General features: G+C 75.0%; 13 protein-coding genes. 3 read left to right on the top strand and 10 right to left on the bottom strand.

The genetic code is table 11. The annotated features are described in order from the left end of the window. Positions 1 to 336 (bottom strand): bacterioferritin-associated ferredoxin (locus ACH5AR_RS14840; protein WP_396301960.1); only part of this gene is annotated, 336 nt, incomplete at its 3' end. A 172-nt stretch (positions 337 to 508) separates the two neighbouring features. Next, positions 509 to 1,858, bottom strand: a complete 1,350-nt coding sequence (locus tag ACH5AR_RS14835; protein WP_396301781.1) for a class II 3-deoxy-7-phosphoheptulonate synthase — start codon at positions 1,856 to 1,858, stop codon at positions 509 to 511. Positions 1,859 to 2,131: 273 nt separating this feature from the next. On the opposite strand from ACH5AR_RS14835, the gene ACH5AR_RS14830 reads away from it, so the two are divergent. Beyond that, the gene (locus tag ACH5AR_RS14830; protein WP_396301780.1) at positions 2,132 to 4,099 is read left to right on the top strand and encodes an anthranilate synthase family protein; all 1,968 of its coding nucleotides are present in this window, start codon (positions 2,132 to 2,134) and stop codon (positions 4,097 to 4,099) included. Between the two features lie 66 nt (positions 4,100 to 4,165). On the opposite strand, the gene ACH5AR_RS14825 is transcribed toward ACH5AR_RS14830, so the two are convergent. The 3 genes from ACH5AR_RS14825 to ACH5AR_RS14815 are packed head-to-tail and all read right to left on the bottom strand — an operon-like array spanning position 4,166 to position 6,981. Next, positions 4,166 to 4,861, bottom strand: a complete 696-nt coding sequence (locus tag ACH5AR_RS14825; protein ID WP_396301779.1) for a response regulator — start codon at positions 4,859 to 4,861, stop codon at positions 4,166 to 4,168. After that, entirely contained in the window at positions 4,858 to 6,084 is a 1,227-nt protein-coding gene (gene macS, locus ACH5AR_RS14820; protein ID WP_396301778.1) for a MacS family sensor histidine kinase, read from the bottom strand. Before macS ends, ACH5AR_RS14825 begins: the two co-directional genes overlap by 4 nt. A gap of 57 nt (positions 6,085 to 6,141) precedes the next feature. Next, on the bottom strand, positions 6,142 to 6,981 hold the full coding sequence (locus tag ACH5AR_RS14815; protein ID WP_396301777.1) for a lysophospholipid acyltransferase family protein: 840 nt from the start codon (positions 6,979 to 6,981) through the stop codon (positions 6,142 to 6,144). A gap of 212 nt (positions 6,982 to 7,193) precedes the next feature. Between ACH5AR_RS14815 and ACH5AR_RS14810 the strand changes: the two genes are divergently transcribed. Both ACH5AR_RS14810 and ACH5AR_RS14805 read left to right on the top strand, forming a co-directional pair. Next, positions 7,194 to 7,988, top strand: coding sequence for an alpha/beta hydrolase (locus tag ACH5AR_RS14810; protein ID WP_396301776.1), 795 nt, complete (start codon positions 7,194 to 7,196; stop codon positions 7,986 to 7,988). A 10-nt stretch (positions 7,989 to 7,998) separates the two neighbouring features. Further along, positions 7,999 to 8,721, top strand: a complete 723-nt coding sequence (locus tag ACH5AR_RS14805; RefSeq protein ID WP_396301775.1) for a hypothetical protein — start codon at positions 7,999 to 8,001, stop codon at positions 8,719 to 8,721. Between the two features lie 25 nt (positions 8,722 to 8,746). Here ACH5AR_RS14805 and ACH5AR_RS14800 read toward each other — a convergent pair whose 3' ends face one another. From ACH5AR_RS14800 to ACH5AR_RS14780, 5 genes are all read right to left on the bottom strand, one after another. Further along, positions 8,747 to 9,529: an endonuclease/exonuclease/phosphatase family protein gene (locus ACH5AR_RS14800; protein WP_396301774.1), complete on the bottom strand. Its 783-nt coding sequence runs from the start codon at positions 9,527 to 9,529 to the stop codon at positions 8,747 to 8,749. Positions 9,530 to 9,678: 149 nt separating this feature from the next. Continuing rightward, the gene (locus ACH5AR_RS14795) at positions 9,679 to 10,623 is read right to left on the bottom strand and encodes an ROK family glucokinase (protein ID WP_396301773.1); all 945 of its coding nucleotides are present in this window, start codon (positions 10,621 to 10,623) and stop codon (positions 9,679 to 9,681) included. A gap of 191 nt (positions 10,624 to 10,814) precedes the next feature. Next, on the bottom strand, positions 10,815 to 11,285 hold the full coding sequence (locus ACH5AR_RS14790; RefSeq protein ID WP_396301772.1) for a DUF5304 family protein: 471 nt from the start codon (positions 11,283 to 11,285) through the stop codon (positions 10,815 to 10,817). Between the two features lie 138 nt (positions 11,286 to 11,423). Beyond that, the gene (locus tag ACH5AR_RS14785; RefSeq protein ID WP_396301771.1) at positions 11,424 to 12,596 is read right to left on the bottom strand and encodes an ArsA family ATPase; all 1,173 of its coding nucleotides are present in this window, start codon (positions 12,594 to 12,596) and stop codon (positions 11,424 to 11,426) included. Positions 12,597 to 12,633: 37 nt separating this feature from the next. Next, the gene (locus tag ACH5AR_RS14780) at positions 12,634 to 13,068 is read right to left on the bottom strand and encodes an SRPBCC family protein (protein ID WP_049657553.1); all 435 of its coding nucleotides are present in this window, start codon (positions 13,066 to 13,068) and stop codon (positions 12,634 to 12,636) included. Between the last annotated feature and the right edge of the window lie 9 nt (positions 13,069 to 13,077).

Genomic DNA, 13,077 nt, shown 5'->3' with positions numbered 1-13,077 from the left:
GCCCCCCCCCCCCCGCGGGGCGGCGGGGGGGGCGGCCCCCCCCGCCCCCCCCCCCCCCCCCCCCCCCCCCCCCCCCCCCCCCCCCCCCCCGGGGGCGGCTTGGGGGGTCTGCGGGGCCGGCGCCGCCGGGGGCTGCGGGTCCGCGAGGCCGAGCTTCGCCGCCAGCCGGGCGGTCGGGCAGGGACGGGCACCGTGCTCCCCGAGCAGCGCCTGGATGCGGCGCACGCAGGACCCGCAGTCGGTGCCGGCCCGGCAGCCCTTGGCGATCTGGCGCGGGGTGTCGGCACCGGCGTCGATCGCCTTCTTCACCTGGTCCTCGGTGACCGCATGGCACATGCACACGTACATCGCGGTCTCTCCCGGGGGTGCGGCGGAGTGGATCATGACTAAGGCGAGCCTTAGTTCACTGAGGCTTACCTTACCCGGCCGAGCGGGTACGAAAAAGCCCCTGCGAACTCGGGAGGACCGAATCCGCAGGGGCCTTCGTCACATCGGACGGGCACCGGGCCTACTGGCCGCGGTACATCTCCGCCACCAGGAACGCCAGGTCCAGCGACTGGCTGCGGTTGAGGCGCGGGTCGCAGGCCGTCTCGTAGCGCTGGTGCAGGTCGTCCACCAGGACCTCGTCACCGCCGCCGACGCACTCGGTGACGTCGTCGCCGGTCAGCTCCACGTGGATGCCGCCCGGGTGGGTGCCGAGCGCACGGTGCACCTCGAAGAAGCCCTTGACCTCGTCCAGGACGTCGTCGAAGCGGCGGGTCTTGTGCCCGCTGGAGGCCTCGAAGGTGTTGCCGTGCATCGGGTCGCAGATCCACACCGGCCGGGCGCCGGAGGCGGTGACCTTCTCCACCAGGGTGGGCAGGTGGTCGCGGATCTTGCCCGCGCCCATCCGGGTGATGAAGGTCAGGCGGCCCGGCTCGCGCTCCGGGTCCAGCTTCTCGATCAGGGCGAGCGCGTCGTCCACCGAGGTGGTCGGGCCGAGCTTGACGCCGATCGGGTTGCGGATCTTCGAGGCGAACTCGATGTGCGCGTGGTCCAGCTGCCGGGTGCGCTCGCCGATCCACACCATGTGGCCGGAGACGTCGTACAGCTCGCCGGTGCGCGAGTCGACGCGGGTCAGCGCGGTCTCGTAGTCGAGGACCAGCGCCTCGTGCGAGGAGAAGAACTCGACCGCCTTGAACTCCTCCGGCTCCACGCCGCAGGCGCTCATGAACGCCAGGGCGTTGTCGATCTCCCGGGCGAGCTGCTCGTAGCGCTGGCCGGCCGGCGAGTTGCGGACGAAGTCCTGGTTCCAGGCGTGCACCTGGCGCAGGTCCGCGTAACCACCGGTGGTGAAGGCACGCACCAGGTTGAGCGTCGCGGCGGACGCGTTGTACATGCGCTTCAGGCGCTCCGGGTCCGGGATGCGGGACTCGGGGGTGAACTCGAAGCCGTTCACCGAGTCGCCGCGGTAGACCGGCAGCGTCACGCCGTCGCGGGTCTCGGTCGACTTGGAGCGCGGCTTGGAGTACTGGCCGGCGATGCGGCCGACCTTCACCACCGGCACGGAGGCCGCGTACGTCAGCACGGCGGCCATCTGGAGCAGCGTCTTCAGCTTGTTGCGGATGTGCTCCGCCGACACTCCGTCGAAGGCCTCGGCACAGTCACCGCCCTGGAGGAGGAACGCCTCCCCGCGCGCCACGGCCCCGAGTCGGGCGCGCAGCTGGTCGCACTCGCCGGCGAAGACGAGCGGCGGATAGGAGGCGAGCTCGGCCAGGGTCCTGCGCAGAGCCTCGTGGTCCGGCCATTCGGGCTGCTGCGCCGCGGGCAGGGACTGCCAGGAGTGGGCAGCCCTCGATGTCTCAGTCGTAGCGGTCACACCGCCAAGGCTACGGGGTGGCAGGAGTGACTCGTGACTGTTGCCCGAGGAATGAGACACATCTCGGACAAAGACGTGACGGCCCTCACCCGTCCCGGCACATCCGCTAGTCTTCGGACCATGCACGCGCCCCACACCCACTCCTGGTGGTGGGCCTCCCCCAAGGGTGGCCCACCGATCGCGCGTTCCTAGACGCACACGACGGCCGCCCCTCGGGGCGGCCGTCGGCGTCTGAGCAGACGGCCCTCCGGGAGCGGACCCGCACCGCCCCTCATGCCAGCCCCCCGGAAGGAAGCCGTTCCCGTGACCACCGCCGTCGACCTGCTCACCCGTCTCACCGGCCCCGACGCCCCCGCCTTCGCCCTGCTGCACCGCCGCACGCCCCGGCTCAGCCCGGACACCGTCGAGGTGCTGCTGGGCACCGTCGACAGCTACGAGCGCCTCGCCGACCTGCCCGTGCGCAGCGGCGCGCCGGCCGGCGGCGGGCCCGTGCACGACCTGCTCGCGCTCGTCCCGTACCGCCAGATTCGCGAGCGCGGCTTCGAGGCGCACGACGACGGCACCCCCCTGCGGGCCCTGTCGGTGACCGAGCAGCACGCCCTCCCGTTGGCCGAATTCACCCATGCCCTACCGAAGTTGCCGGTCACACTTGCCGCCGGCGGCTTCGACGTGGACGACGAGGCGTACGCGGCGATCGTGCGCCGGGTGATCCGGGACGAGATCGGCAACGGCGAGGGCGCCAACTTCGTGATCCGGCGCGACTTCCACGCGACGCTGGAGGACTACGCGCCGGAGCTCGCCCTGACGCTGTTCCGGCGGCTGCTGGAGCAGGAGCGCGGCGCGTACTGGACCTTCCTGGTGCACACCGGCGACCGCGTGCTGGTCGGCGCCTCCCCTGAGGTGCACGTCCGGCAGAGCGGCGGCACCGTCGTGATGAACCCGATCTCCGGCACCTACCGCTACCCGGACGGCGGCGCCGACCTCGGCTCGCTGCTGCGGTTCCTGCACGACCCCAAGGAGCTGGAGGAGCTCACCATGGTCGTGGACGAGGAGCTGAAGATGATGTGCACGGTCGGCGACCTCGGCGGCCAGGTGCTCGGCCCCCGCCTCAAGGAGATGGCCCACCTCGCCCACACCGAGTACGAGCTGCGCGGCCGCACCTCGCTGGACGTCCGGGAGGTGCTCCGCGAGACGATGTTCGCCGCGACCGTCACGGGCAGCCCGGTCGAGAACGCCACCCGGGTGATCAGGCGCTACGAGCCGACCGGGCGCGGCTACTACTCCGGCGCGCTCGCCCTGATCGGGCGCTCCGCCAGCGGCGGGCAGCTGCTGGACTCGCCGATCTGCATCCGCACCGCCGACGTCGACCCGGCCACCGGCCGGCTGGTCGTCCGGGTCGGCGCCACCCTGGTGCGCCACTCCGTCCCGGAGTCCGAGGTCGCCGAGACCCACGCCAAGGCCGCCGGGGTGCTCACCGCGATCGGCGCCCTGCCCGCGCCCGCCCGGCTGCCCCACCCGGTCGGCCCCCGGCTCGCCGAGGACCACCGGGTGCAGGCCGCGCTGGACGCCCGCCGGGCCGACCTCGCGCCGTTCTGGCTGCGGATGCAGCAGCCTGCCGAGGTCACCGAGCCCCTGCCGACCCTGGTCGTGGACGGCGAGGACACCTTCACCTCGATGCTGTCCCACCTGCTCGGCTCGCTCGGCCACCGGGTGGCGGTGGCCCGCTACGACGAGCCGGGGCTGCGCGAGCGGATCGCCGGGCACCGGGGCGCCCTGGTGCTCGGCCCGGGCCCGGGCGACCCGTCGCTCGCGGACGACCCCAAGATGGCGCTGCTGCGGCCTATCGTCGCGGACGCGCTGGCCGCCGTCCGCTCCGGCGCCCGCACCTCGCCGCTGCTCGCGGTCTGCCTGAGCCACCAGCTGCTGTCCGCCGAACTCGGGCTGGTGCTGGCCCGCAAGGCCGTCCCGTACCAGGGGGCGCAGGAGCGCATCGACCTGTTCGGCACCCGGCACACCGTCGGCTTCTACAACACCTTCACCGCGCGCTGCTCGCAGGCCGACGCGGAGCGGCTCTCCGCCGAGGGCGTCGAGGTCTCCCGGGACGCCGTCACCGGCGACGTCCACGCGCTGCGCGGACACGGCTTCGCGGGGCTCCAGTTCCACCCGGAGTCGGTGCTCACCCGCGACGGGGTCGGCATCGTGGCGGGCCTGCTGCGCGAGGCGACGGCCGCGCTGCGCTGAGCCGGGGGCGCGGCCCGGGGCGGACCTCCCCCGCCCGGGGCCGCGGCCTGCGCCGTCGCCCGGCGCTCAGGGCCCCTCGTCCAGGCCCTGCTCGATGGCGTACCGGACCAGCTCCACCCGGTTGTGCAGCTGGAGCTTGCCGAGCGTGTTCTGCACGTGGTTCTGCACCGTCCGGTGCGACAGCACCAGCCGGTCCGCGATCTGGCGGTACGACAGGCCCTTGGCCACCAGCCGCAGCACCTCCGTCTCCCGGGCCGTCAGCCGGGGGGCGGCGGGCGCCGAGGCCGGGGCCGGCTCGGCGGCCAGCCGGCGGAACTCTCCGAGCACCAGGCCGGCCAGGCCCGGGGTGAACACCGCGTCGCCGACGGCCGTACGGCGCACCGCGTCCAGCAGCTCCTCCCGCCCGGCCGACTTCACCAGGTAGCCCGTCGCCCCGGACTTCACCGCCTCCAGGACGTCCTGGTGCTCACCGCTGGCCGACAGCACCAGCACCCGGACGGCCGGATCGTGCGCGACGACCCGGCGGCACACCTCGGCGCCGGGCAGGCCGGGCAGGTTGAGGTCCAGCACGACGACCTGCGGCGTGCAGGCCCGGGCCCGGCGCACGGCCTCCTCGCCGTCGCCGGCGGTGGCCACCACGTCCAGCCCGGCCTCGGCGAGGTCGCGCGAGACGGCGTCGCGCCACATCGGGTGGTCGTCCACCACCATCACCCGCACCGGCCGGTCGCCGGTCGGCCGGTCGGTCGTCAGCTGGTCGGTCATCGTGTGGCCTTCCTCGGAACGCGCAGTTCTACCTCGACGCCCTCCCCGGGCGCCGAGTACAGCTCGGCCGTGCCGCCGAGGTCCAGCAGCCGGCCGCGGATGGACTGGGAGACGCCGAGCCGCCCGGCCCGCTCCGCCTCGCCGAGCCGGCCGGGCGCGAACCCGGGCCCGTCGTCGCGGATGCCCACCGTGACGGCCTCCGGCTCGTCCTCCACCAGGATCCACGCCCTGGCCCGCTCCCCCGCGTGCTTGCGCACGTTGTCGACGGCGGCGCCGACCGCCGCGGCGAGCTCGCCCGCCGCCGGGCCGGGCAGCAGCACCGGGGTGCCGGGGGCGGAGAGCGTGATCCGCTCGTCCGCGTACGGGCGCAGCAGCGCGGTGAGGTCGCGCGGCGCCTGCCGGTCGGACGGCCCGGCGGCCCCGGCGCCCGGCTCGTACCGGGCCGCCGGCGGACCGCCCGTCATCAGCGCCCGCAGCGCGCGCTCCTGCTCCCCGGCCAGCCGGCCGAGCTCGGCGAGGCCGGTGCCGGAGCCCGCCCCGCCGTCCGGCTCCGCGCCGCGCCGCTGGACCAGGGCGAGCACCTGGAGCACGCCGTCGTGGATGTCCCGGGAGAGCCGCTCGCGCTCCCGGGTGGCCGCCTCGACCCGGAGCGCCCGGGTGAGCGTGGCCTCGCTGGCCCGGGCCAGCTCGATCACGTAGCCGATCGCGCACCCGGCCACCATCAGCAGCACGATGTTGTGGATGTTGTCGGCGGTCGGCCCGCCGTGGCCGAGGATGTTGGCGACGCCGATCACCGAGCCCGAGGCCGCCGCTGGGCGCCAGCCGCCTTTCGCGGCGAAGCCCAGCACCGTGCCGGCCGCCCAGATGGTCGGCAGGGTGGGCGCGCCGTGGCTGATCCGGGCCGGGGAGTCGGTCATCCCGCTCATCACGATGCCGGTGACGGCGAGGGTGAGGTCGGTGCCCAGGACGTACCAGGTGCAGCGCTGCGGGTTGGCGAAGGCCCGGGTGCTGGCCAGGGTCCACAGCGTCAGGGCGCCGAGGAAGATCCAGCCGGCCACCGGGTGCAGGAAGTGCAGGTACGCGTTGAAGTACCGCAGCAGCGCGTAGCACAGGGCCAGCACCCGGAAGTAGGAGATCGCCTTCCACAGCGGGAGCTCGACGGACATGCCGCCGGCCGCCACCGTGCCGCCGACCGCACCGGCTCTGCCGTCGTCGTCCGTCATCCGCCCCGCCCCTCCCCGGGCCCGTCCGGGCCGCCGCACGGGCGGCCGCCCGGGTGCCTACTGCGGCTTCTCCGGCTTCTCCGGGGCGTCCGCCCCGGCGGCCTTCCGGGCCTCGGCCGCCTTCTCGGCCTTCTCCGCCTTCTCGGCCTCGGCGGCCTCCGCCTTCTCCGCCTTGGCGGCGGCCCGGCGCTCGGCGTCGGCCTTCTTCTTGTCCTCGGCGATCTGCCGCTTGGCGGCGGTCGCGTAGATGTCCACGTACTCCTGGCCGGAGAGCCGCATGATCTCGTACATCACCTCGTCCGTCACCGAACGCAGGATGAAGCGGTCGTTCTCCATGCCGTGGTAGCGGGAGAAGTCCAGCGGGCGGCCGATCCGGATGCCGGGGCGGATGCCGAAGTTCGGCACCACCTGGCCGGGCGGCTGCACCTTCTCGGTGTCGATCATGGCGACCGGGATCACCGGCGCGCCGGTGGCCAGCGCGACGCGGGCCAGGCCGCCGACCTTGCCGCGGTACAGCTTGCCGTCGGGCGAGCGGGTGCCCTCGGGGTAGACGCCGAACAGCTCGCCCTGCTCCAGCACCGCGATGGCGCTGCGGATCGCGGCCTCACCGGCGCCGCGCACGCCCGAGCGGTCCACCGGCAGCTGGCCGACGCCCTTGAAGAACGCCGCGGTCAACCGGCCCTTGAGGCCCGGGGTGTTGAAGTACTCGGCCTTCGCGATGAAGGTGACCCGGCGCTTGATCAGCGCGGGGAAGAAGAACGAGTCCGAGAAGGACAGGTGGTTGCTCGCGATGATCGCCGCACCCTCGGTGGGGATGTTCTCCTCGCCCTCGATCCAGGGCCGGAAGAAGATCCGAAGCAGTGGCGCGACGATCATCTTCATCAGTCGGTAGAACAACCCGGGCCTCCTGTTATGCGGACCGGTCGATCCTAATGCCCCGCGGGCGCCCGCTGTGCCCGGCCCCGCCGAGGGGCCCGTCCCGGGGCCCGGGCCCGGCCCGACCGTAGGGGGTGTACGGCCCGGCGCGGCGCGTGGGACGATGCGCTGTCGCAGCACTTCCCCTCCAGCGTCCCCTCCCCCAGCGCCGTCCGCCCGCGAAGGAGCCCGCCATGCCGCTGCTGCCCGGTGCCGAGCCGTACCGCCACCGCGGCGGACCGGTCGGAGTGCTGCTCTGCCACGGCTTCACCGGGTCGCCGCAGTCGCTGCGGCCGTGGGCCGAGGACCTGGCCAGGGCGGGCTTCACCGTCTCGCTGCCGCTGCTGCCCGGGCACGGCACCCGCTGGCAGGACATGCAGGTCACGCGCTGGGAGGACTGGTACGCCGAGGTCGAGCGCGAGCTGCTGGCGCTCGCCGAGGAGTGCGAGCAGGTCTTCGTCTGCGCGCTCTCGATGGGCGGCGCGCTGGCGCTGCGGCTCGCGGCGCTGCACGGGCCGACCGTCTCCGGCCTGGTGCTGGTCAACCCGTCGGTGCGCTCGGACACACCCGCGAGTGTGCTGCTGCCGGTGCTGCGCCACCTCGTGCCCAGCCTGCCCGGGGTCGCGGGCGACATCGCCCGGGCCGGCGCCGTCGAGGTCGGCTACGACCGCACCCCGCTGCACGCCGCGTGGTCGCTGACCCGGTTGTGGCGGGAGGTCCGGCGGCTGCTGCCGGAGGTGACCCAGCCGGTGCTGCTCTTCCACAGCCCCCGGGACCACGTGGTCTCGCCGGCCAACTCGGAACTGGTACTGGCCCGGATATCCTCGACGGACGTGACGGAGCGGCTGTGCCAGCGCAGTTTCCACGTCGCGACGCTGGACCACGACGCGGCGGAAATATTCGCGGCCGGCCGGGACTTCATCCGACGGCTGGCCCCCGCGCACGCGGCGGGCGTCACCGGGGTCGAATCCGACGATCACCATGGCTGAAGGGCCGGAAGTGCACGAGAGCAGCACGGCGGGCGGCGGGGACGAGACCCCCCGCGAGGACGGCGCGACCAAGGACGGCGGGACGGACGCCGCCGCTGCGGGCGGGGCGCCGGCGGACCGTACCGGTACGGAGGGCGCCGCGGCGCCCCTGCCCGGGGAGCCCGCCGCGGAGGCCGCCGAACTCCGCCCGCCGCGCCGCACGCCCGAGCGCAGCCAGGCCGAGCAGGACGCGATCTTCGCCGCCCTGGTCGCCCAGTTCGACGACCCGGTGGACCTCAACAACCCGGACTGGCCCGAGGTCGAGAACCTCCGGGCGCAGAACGAGCTCAAGGGCGGCCTCAAGGAGGGCGGCGCCGGCGGCCGCGACGACCGGGACGACCTCTCCGACCTCGCCCCGCGGCCCCGCCCCCGCTCCGGCCGCCCGGTGATGCCGGCCGGCGGCGCGGGCCCGCGCGACTTCGAGCTGGCCGAGGAGACCGACGAGGGCCACTTCGTCCCGCCGGAGCCCCCGCCGCTGCCGGCGGCCGACGTGACCGCCAAGTTCGCCTGGCTGGCGGTGCTCGGCGGCCCGGCCCTGCTGCTGGTCGACGCGGTGGTCTGGCGGGAGATCTCCGGCTGGCCCGCCTGGGTCGGGATCACCGCGTTCCTCGGCGGCTTCGTCACCCTGGTGGCGCGGATGAAGGACCGCGACGAGGACGAGCCGGAGGACCCGGACCACGGCGCCGTCGTCTAGGGCCGGTCTACGGCGTAGGGCCGGTCTACGGCGCCGTCCCGCCGCCCGGCAGTTCGAGGACGGCGAGCACCGGCAGGTGGTCGGTCGCGGCCCGCAGGTCGGCCTCGGTGACGCCGGGCAGCCCGTGCGGCACCCCGCAGCCGAGGACGGTGATCCCCGGCGTGGCGAAGACGGCGTCGATCCGCTGGTAGGGGCGCTCCGGCACCGAGGTGAACTCGCCTCCCCAGGGCGCGGTCGGGTACCCGTCCTGGAGCCGGGCGGCCAGCAGGCGCCAGCCCGGGCCGTCCGGGTGCTCGTTGAAGTCCCCTGCCACGATGCCCAGTTCGGCGATCCCCAGCTGGTCGAGCAGCAGCTCGAACTGCCCGTACCGCTCCTCCTGGTCCAGGCTGAGGTGGCAGCTGGTGACGCTGAACGGAGCCGTGCCGGGCAGCCGCAGCAGCGCGCTCGCGAAGCCCCGGGCGTGCAGCCCCCGGGTCTTGGGCAGCAGCCGGTCGTGCACCTCCAGCAGGTCCACCGCGCCCGGTCGGCCGAGCAGCAGCGGGCCGGCGGCGGTGCGGCCGCCGCCGGCCAGCACCTCCGTCCCGGTGCTCCGGGCCAGCCAGGCGGCCTGGCCCTGCGGCCGCCAGTAGCGCGGGGACTCCTGGACGCAGACCAGGTCCGGCTCGCAGGCCCGGATCACCCGCGCGAGCGCCCGCCGGTCGTCGCGCAGCGAGCGGACGTTGTAGCTGAGCAGGCGCAGCCGGCCCGGGCCCGGCGGCGGCAGCGGGACGGCCCGGGGGTGCGTCTCGGTCGTGGTCGCGGCACTCATGGTCCTCCCCTGGCGGTCGCCGGGTCGACGGGAGTCCACCGGCTCGCTCCGACCGTACGCGGCCGGGCCGGAACGTGCGACGGCGGCGGCGCGTCCGGGATCGGTCGGGGCCCGGTCGCACCGCCGCCGGCGGGCCTGGAGGGAGGGTGTCAGTCGGTGCGGGCGAGGTCGGCGGCGCCGACGATGCCGGCCGCGGAGCCCATCGAGGCCAGCACGACCTCGGCGCGCGGGCGGTGCACCCCGCCGGTCAGGTAGTGCTCGAAGGCCTTGGCGACCGGGTCGAGCAGCAGGCGGCCGGAGTCGGAGACGCCGCCGCCGAGCACGAAGACGCCCGGGTCGAACAGCGCGGCGAGGTCGGCCATGCCGCGGCCCAGCCAGTCGGCCAGCTCGGCGTAGCACTCCAGGGCGAGCGGGTCGCCCTCCTCGGCGGCCTGGGTGATGTGGATGCCGCGGATGGTCTCGGCCACGCCGTCGTTGAGCTCCAGCATCCGGCGGCCGCGCCGCGGGTCGGCGGCGGCCTTCTCCCGGCCGTAGCGGCGCAGCGCGCGCCCGGAGCCGTACTGCTCCCAGCAGCCCTTGCCGCCGCAGCCGCACGCGAGGCCGTCCGGGACCATGTTGAGGTGGCCGATCTCCCCGGCCACGCCGAAGCGGCCGCGGTGCAGGCGGCCGTCCAGGACGATGCCGCCGCCGATGCCGGTGCCGACGGTGATCAGCACCATGTCCTGGTGGTCCGCGGCGGCGCCGAAGCGGAACTCGGCCCAGGCGGCGCAGTTGGCGTCGTTCTCGACCACCGTGGCGAGGCCGGTGAGCTCCTCGACCCGGCCGCGCAGCGGCTCGTTCTCCCAGTCGATGTTGGGGGCGAAGATCACGGTGGAGCGGTTGCTGTCCACGAAGCCGGGGGCGCCGACGCCCACCGCCGCGACGCCGGGGTGCTCCTCCTTGAGCTCGCGCACGGCCTGCGCGATGGCGTCGACCGCCCACTGCGGGTCGGCCGGGGTGGGCACCCTGGTCCGGGCCAGGATCGCGCCCGCCTCGTCGACCACGCCTGCCGCGATCTTGGTCCCGCCGACATCGACGCCGATGGTCAGAGCCATGTGTCCCTCAGCTATTCACTCGTTCCGCTGGACGGAACGCTACCGCCCAACCCGGCCCCCGTACACAGCCTCGCATACATTATCCGAAGCCATTCCTGGGAGAAGCAGGCCGGAATGCTTCAAAAGTCGTATCTAATCTCCTTCTTCGTGACGTACGAGAGCGGCATGATCACCCTCGGGAGGCTACGGATTCACTGCTTGGCGGACGGCCTGTCACCCGGGTCGGCATCAGCCCCGGGAGCGGCGTCGGCACCGGGGGCGGCGTCGGCACCGGGGGCGGACGCGGGGTCGGAATCGAGGTCGATCTTCTCGGTCGGGGCGCTCTGCCCGGCCGTCCAGCGGCTCTCGTGCCCGGCCACGGCGGCGCGGTAGGCGGCCAGCAGCTCGGCGCCCGCGGCGGCGAGCCCGGTGCCGGCGGCGGCGAGGTGGGAGTAGACCTCCGGCTGCCGGGTGCGCAGCCGGTCGGCCAGGCCGGAGAGGGTGATCAGGGTGGTGGCGCCCGCCTCCTGGGCGCGGTCGCCCAGCGCGCCGGCGAACCGCCGGACCTCGTCCACCAGCGGGCCCAGCTCCGGCCCGAACGGGTGCTCCGGGCCGCCGGACCCGTCGGCCTGCCCGTCGGTCCAGCCGGTGCCGGGCTCGGTGCGGTCGTCGGTGCTGGTCATCGCGGGCGCCTCCTCAGCCGTGGCCGCACCCCGCGGCCCTCCGGCCCGACGCTACCCGACCGGCCGGGCCGCCCGGAAAGCCGCCGAACGCCCCGCCGACGGACGCCGCGCGCCCGCCGGACTTCCGCCGAACACCCGTCAGCCCCGGGGCCAGAGCGCCGGGTCCGGCGCGAACCGCACCGAGAGCACCCCGTCCTGCAGCCCCGCGCCCGCCACCGTGCAGCGCCGCAGCGCGGACGGCAGGGTGAGCACCCGGCGGTGGGCGCCGAGCCCGACCACCAGTTCGTCGCCCCGGCGGACGAGGTCCAGCTCGGAACGGTCCGCGCCGGGCAGGTCGAGGTGCCACACCAGCAGTCCGTCCTCGGCGAGCCGGTCCTCGACCGGCCAGGCCCCGGGCGCGAGCGGCTCGGGTCCGTCGCCGTCCCCGTAGAGCCGGTCGGCGACGGCCTCCAGGGTGGCGTCGGCCAGGTCGGTGACCAGCACCGGGGCGTCGGTCCCGGCGGCGAGCCCGGCCAGCTCCTCCCCGCGGCGGCGGGCCAGCGCGGCCAGCCAGGGGTCGGGCGAGGAGGCGGCGGCCGCGGGCAGCGCGCCGTGCACCACGACGGCGTCCGGGCGGTGCCCGTGCAGCGCCAGCCCGGCCCGGATCCGGCGCAGCTCCCCGTACGGGTGGCCGTCCGCGGGGACGACCAGCCGGACGCTGGTGCCGGGGTCGGTGATCGCGGCGCGGGACTCGGCCAGCGCCGCGGCGGCCTTGCCGCGCCCCTCGTACAGCCAGTCGGAGGGCATCGGGACGCCGGCCAGGCCGGCCAGCAGCGGGCGCAGCGCCCGGGCGGCCTGCCGCTGCTCGGGGACGAGCCGGTCCAGGTAGCGGGCGAGCTGTTCGGGCAGGGCGAGGGTGGCGATCAGCTCGGCGGGCGGCGGGGCGAGCACGACCAGGACGTCCTGGTCGGCGGCGGGCAGGGCGCGCAGCAGGGCGAGCCGGGCGATGCCGGGGAGGGCGGTGAGCTCCTCGGGGTCGAGCTGTTCGGCGCCGAGCAGGTCGAGGGCGGGCTTGAGCCTGCCGGTGAGCTCGCCGACGGCGTAGCGGAAGGCGGCCTGCTCGTCGATCCGGGAGACGGTCAGGTCCGGCGCGCAGCGGAGCGGTTCGGGCTCCAGCCGGGTGCCGAGGGCGGCGTCCAGGGACCGGTGCGGGTCCTCGGCGGCCAGCAGCCAGGTGCGGTGGCCGCGCCGGGCGGCGTGCAGGGCGGTGGCGGCGGCCACCGTGGGTGCGCCAGCGTCGCCGCTGACCAGGATGGTGCGTGTCGCCGTCATGCCGTCCGGCCCCCGTTCGGTCGTGTCAGCCTTCGGCTCAGCCCTCGACGCGCTTCTTCAGGCCGGCCAGGGCGCGGTCGATGATGACCTTCTCCGCCTTGCGCTTGATCATGCCGAGCATCGGGATCTTGACGTCCACGGCGAGCTGGTACGTCACCTCGGTGCGCCCGCCGGCCAGCGGGGCGAGGGTGTAGGAGCCGTCCAGCGAGCGGAGCATCTGGCTGCGGACGAGCGTCCAGGAGACCTCGCGGTCGCCGTCCCAGGTGTAGGCGAGGACGTGCTCGTCGCGGATGGCGCCGGCGTCGAGCAGCAGTCGGACCTCGGCGGCGCGGCCGTCCTCGCCGGTGCCGAGGACCTCGATCTCCTTGACCTCGCCGGTCCAGGCCGGGTAGGCGGCGAAGTCGGCGATCACGGCCATGACCGTGGCCGGGGTCGCGTCGATGGTGATGCTCGACCTGGTGTGCTCCGCCATGGAATGGCC

Origin of the sequence: Kitasatospora sp. NPDC018619 (assembly GCF_044391605.1) — a bacterium.
Lineage (GTDB): Bacteria > Actinomycetota > Actinomycetes > Streptomycetales > Streptomycetaceae > Kitasatospora.
This window is presented reverse-complemented; position numbering and strand designations above follow the sequence as displayed.

Excerpts from the sequence above, each read along its gene's own strand:
- ACH5AR_RS14830 (WP_396301780.1), top strand. The coding sequence starts at position 2,132 with ATGCCAGCCCCCCGGAAGGAAGCCGTTCCCGTGACCACCGCCGTCGAC.
- ACH5AR_RS14800 (WP_396301774.1), bottom strand. The coding sequence starts at position 9,529 with ATGAGTGCCGCGACCACGACCGAGACGCACCCCCGGGCCGTCCCGCTG.
- ACH5AR_RS14780 (WP_049657553.1), bottom strand. The coding sequence starts at position 13,068 with ATGGCGGAGCACACCAGGTCGAGCATCACCATCGACGCGACCCCGGCC.
- ACH5AR_RS14795 (WP_396301773.1), bottom strand. The coding sequence starts at position 10,623 with ATGGCTCTGACCATCGGCGTCGATGTCGGCGGGACCAAGATCGCGGCA.
- ACH5AR_RS14810 (WP_396301776.1), top strand. The coding sequence starts at position 7,194 with ATGCCGCTGCTGCCCGGTGCCGAGCCGTACCGCCACCGCGGCGGACCG.
- ACH5AR_RS14825 (WP_396301779.1), bottom strand. The coding sequence starts at position 4,861 with ATGACCGACCAGCTGACGACCGACCGGCCGACCGGCGACCGGCCGGTG.
- ACH5AR_RS14790 (WP_396301772.1), bottom strand. The coding sequence starts at position 11,285 with ATGACCAGCACCGACGACCGCACCGAGCCCGGCACCGGCTGGACCGAC.
- ACH5AR_RS14785 (WP_396301771.1), bottom strand. The coding sequence starts at position 12,596 with ATGACGGCGACACGCACCATCCTGGTCAGCGGCGACGCTGGCGCACCC.
- macS (WP_396301778.1), bottom strand. The coding sequence starts at position 6,084 with ATGACGGACGACGACGGCAGAGCCGGTGCGGTCGGCGGCACGGTGGCG.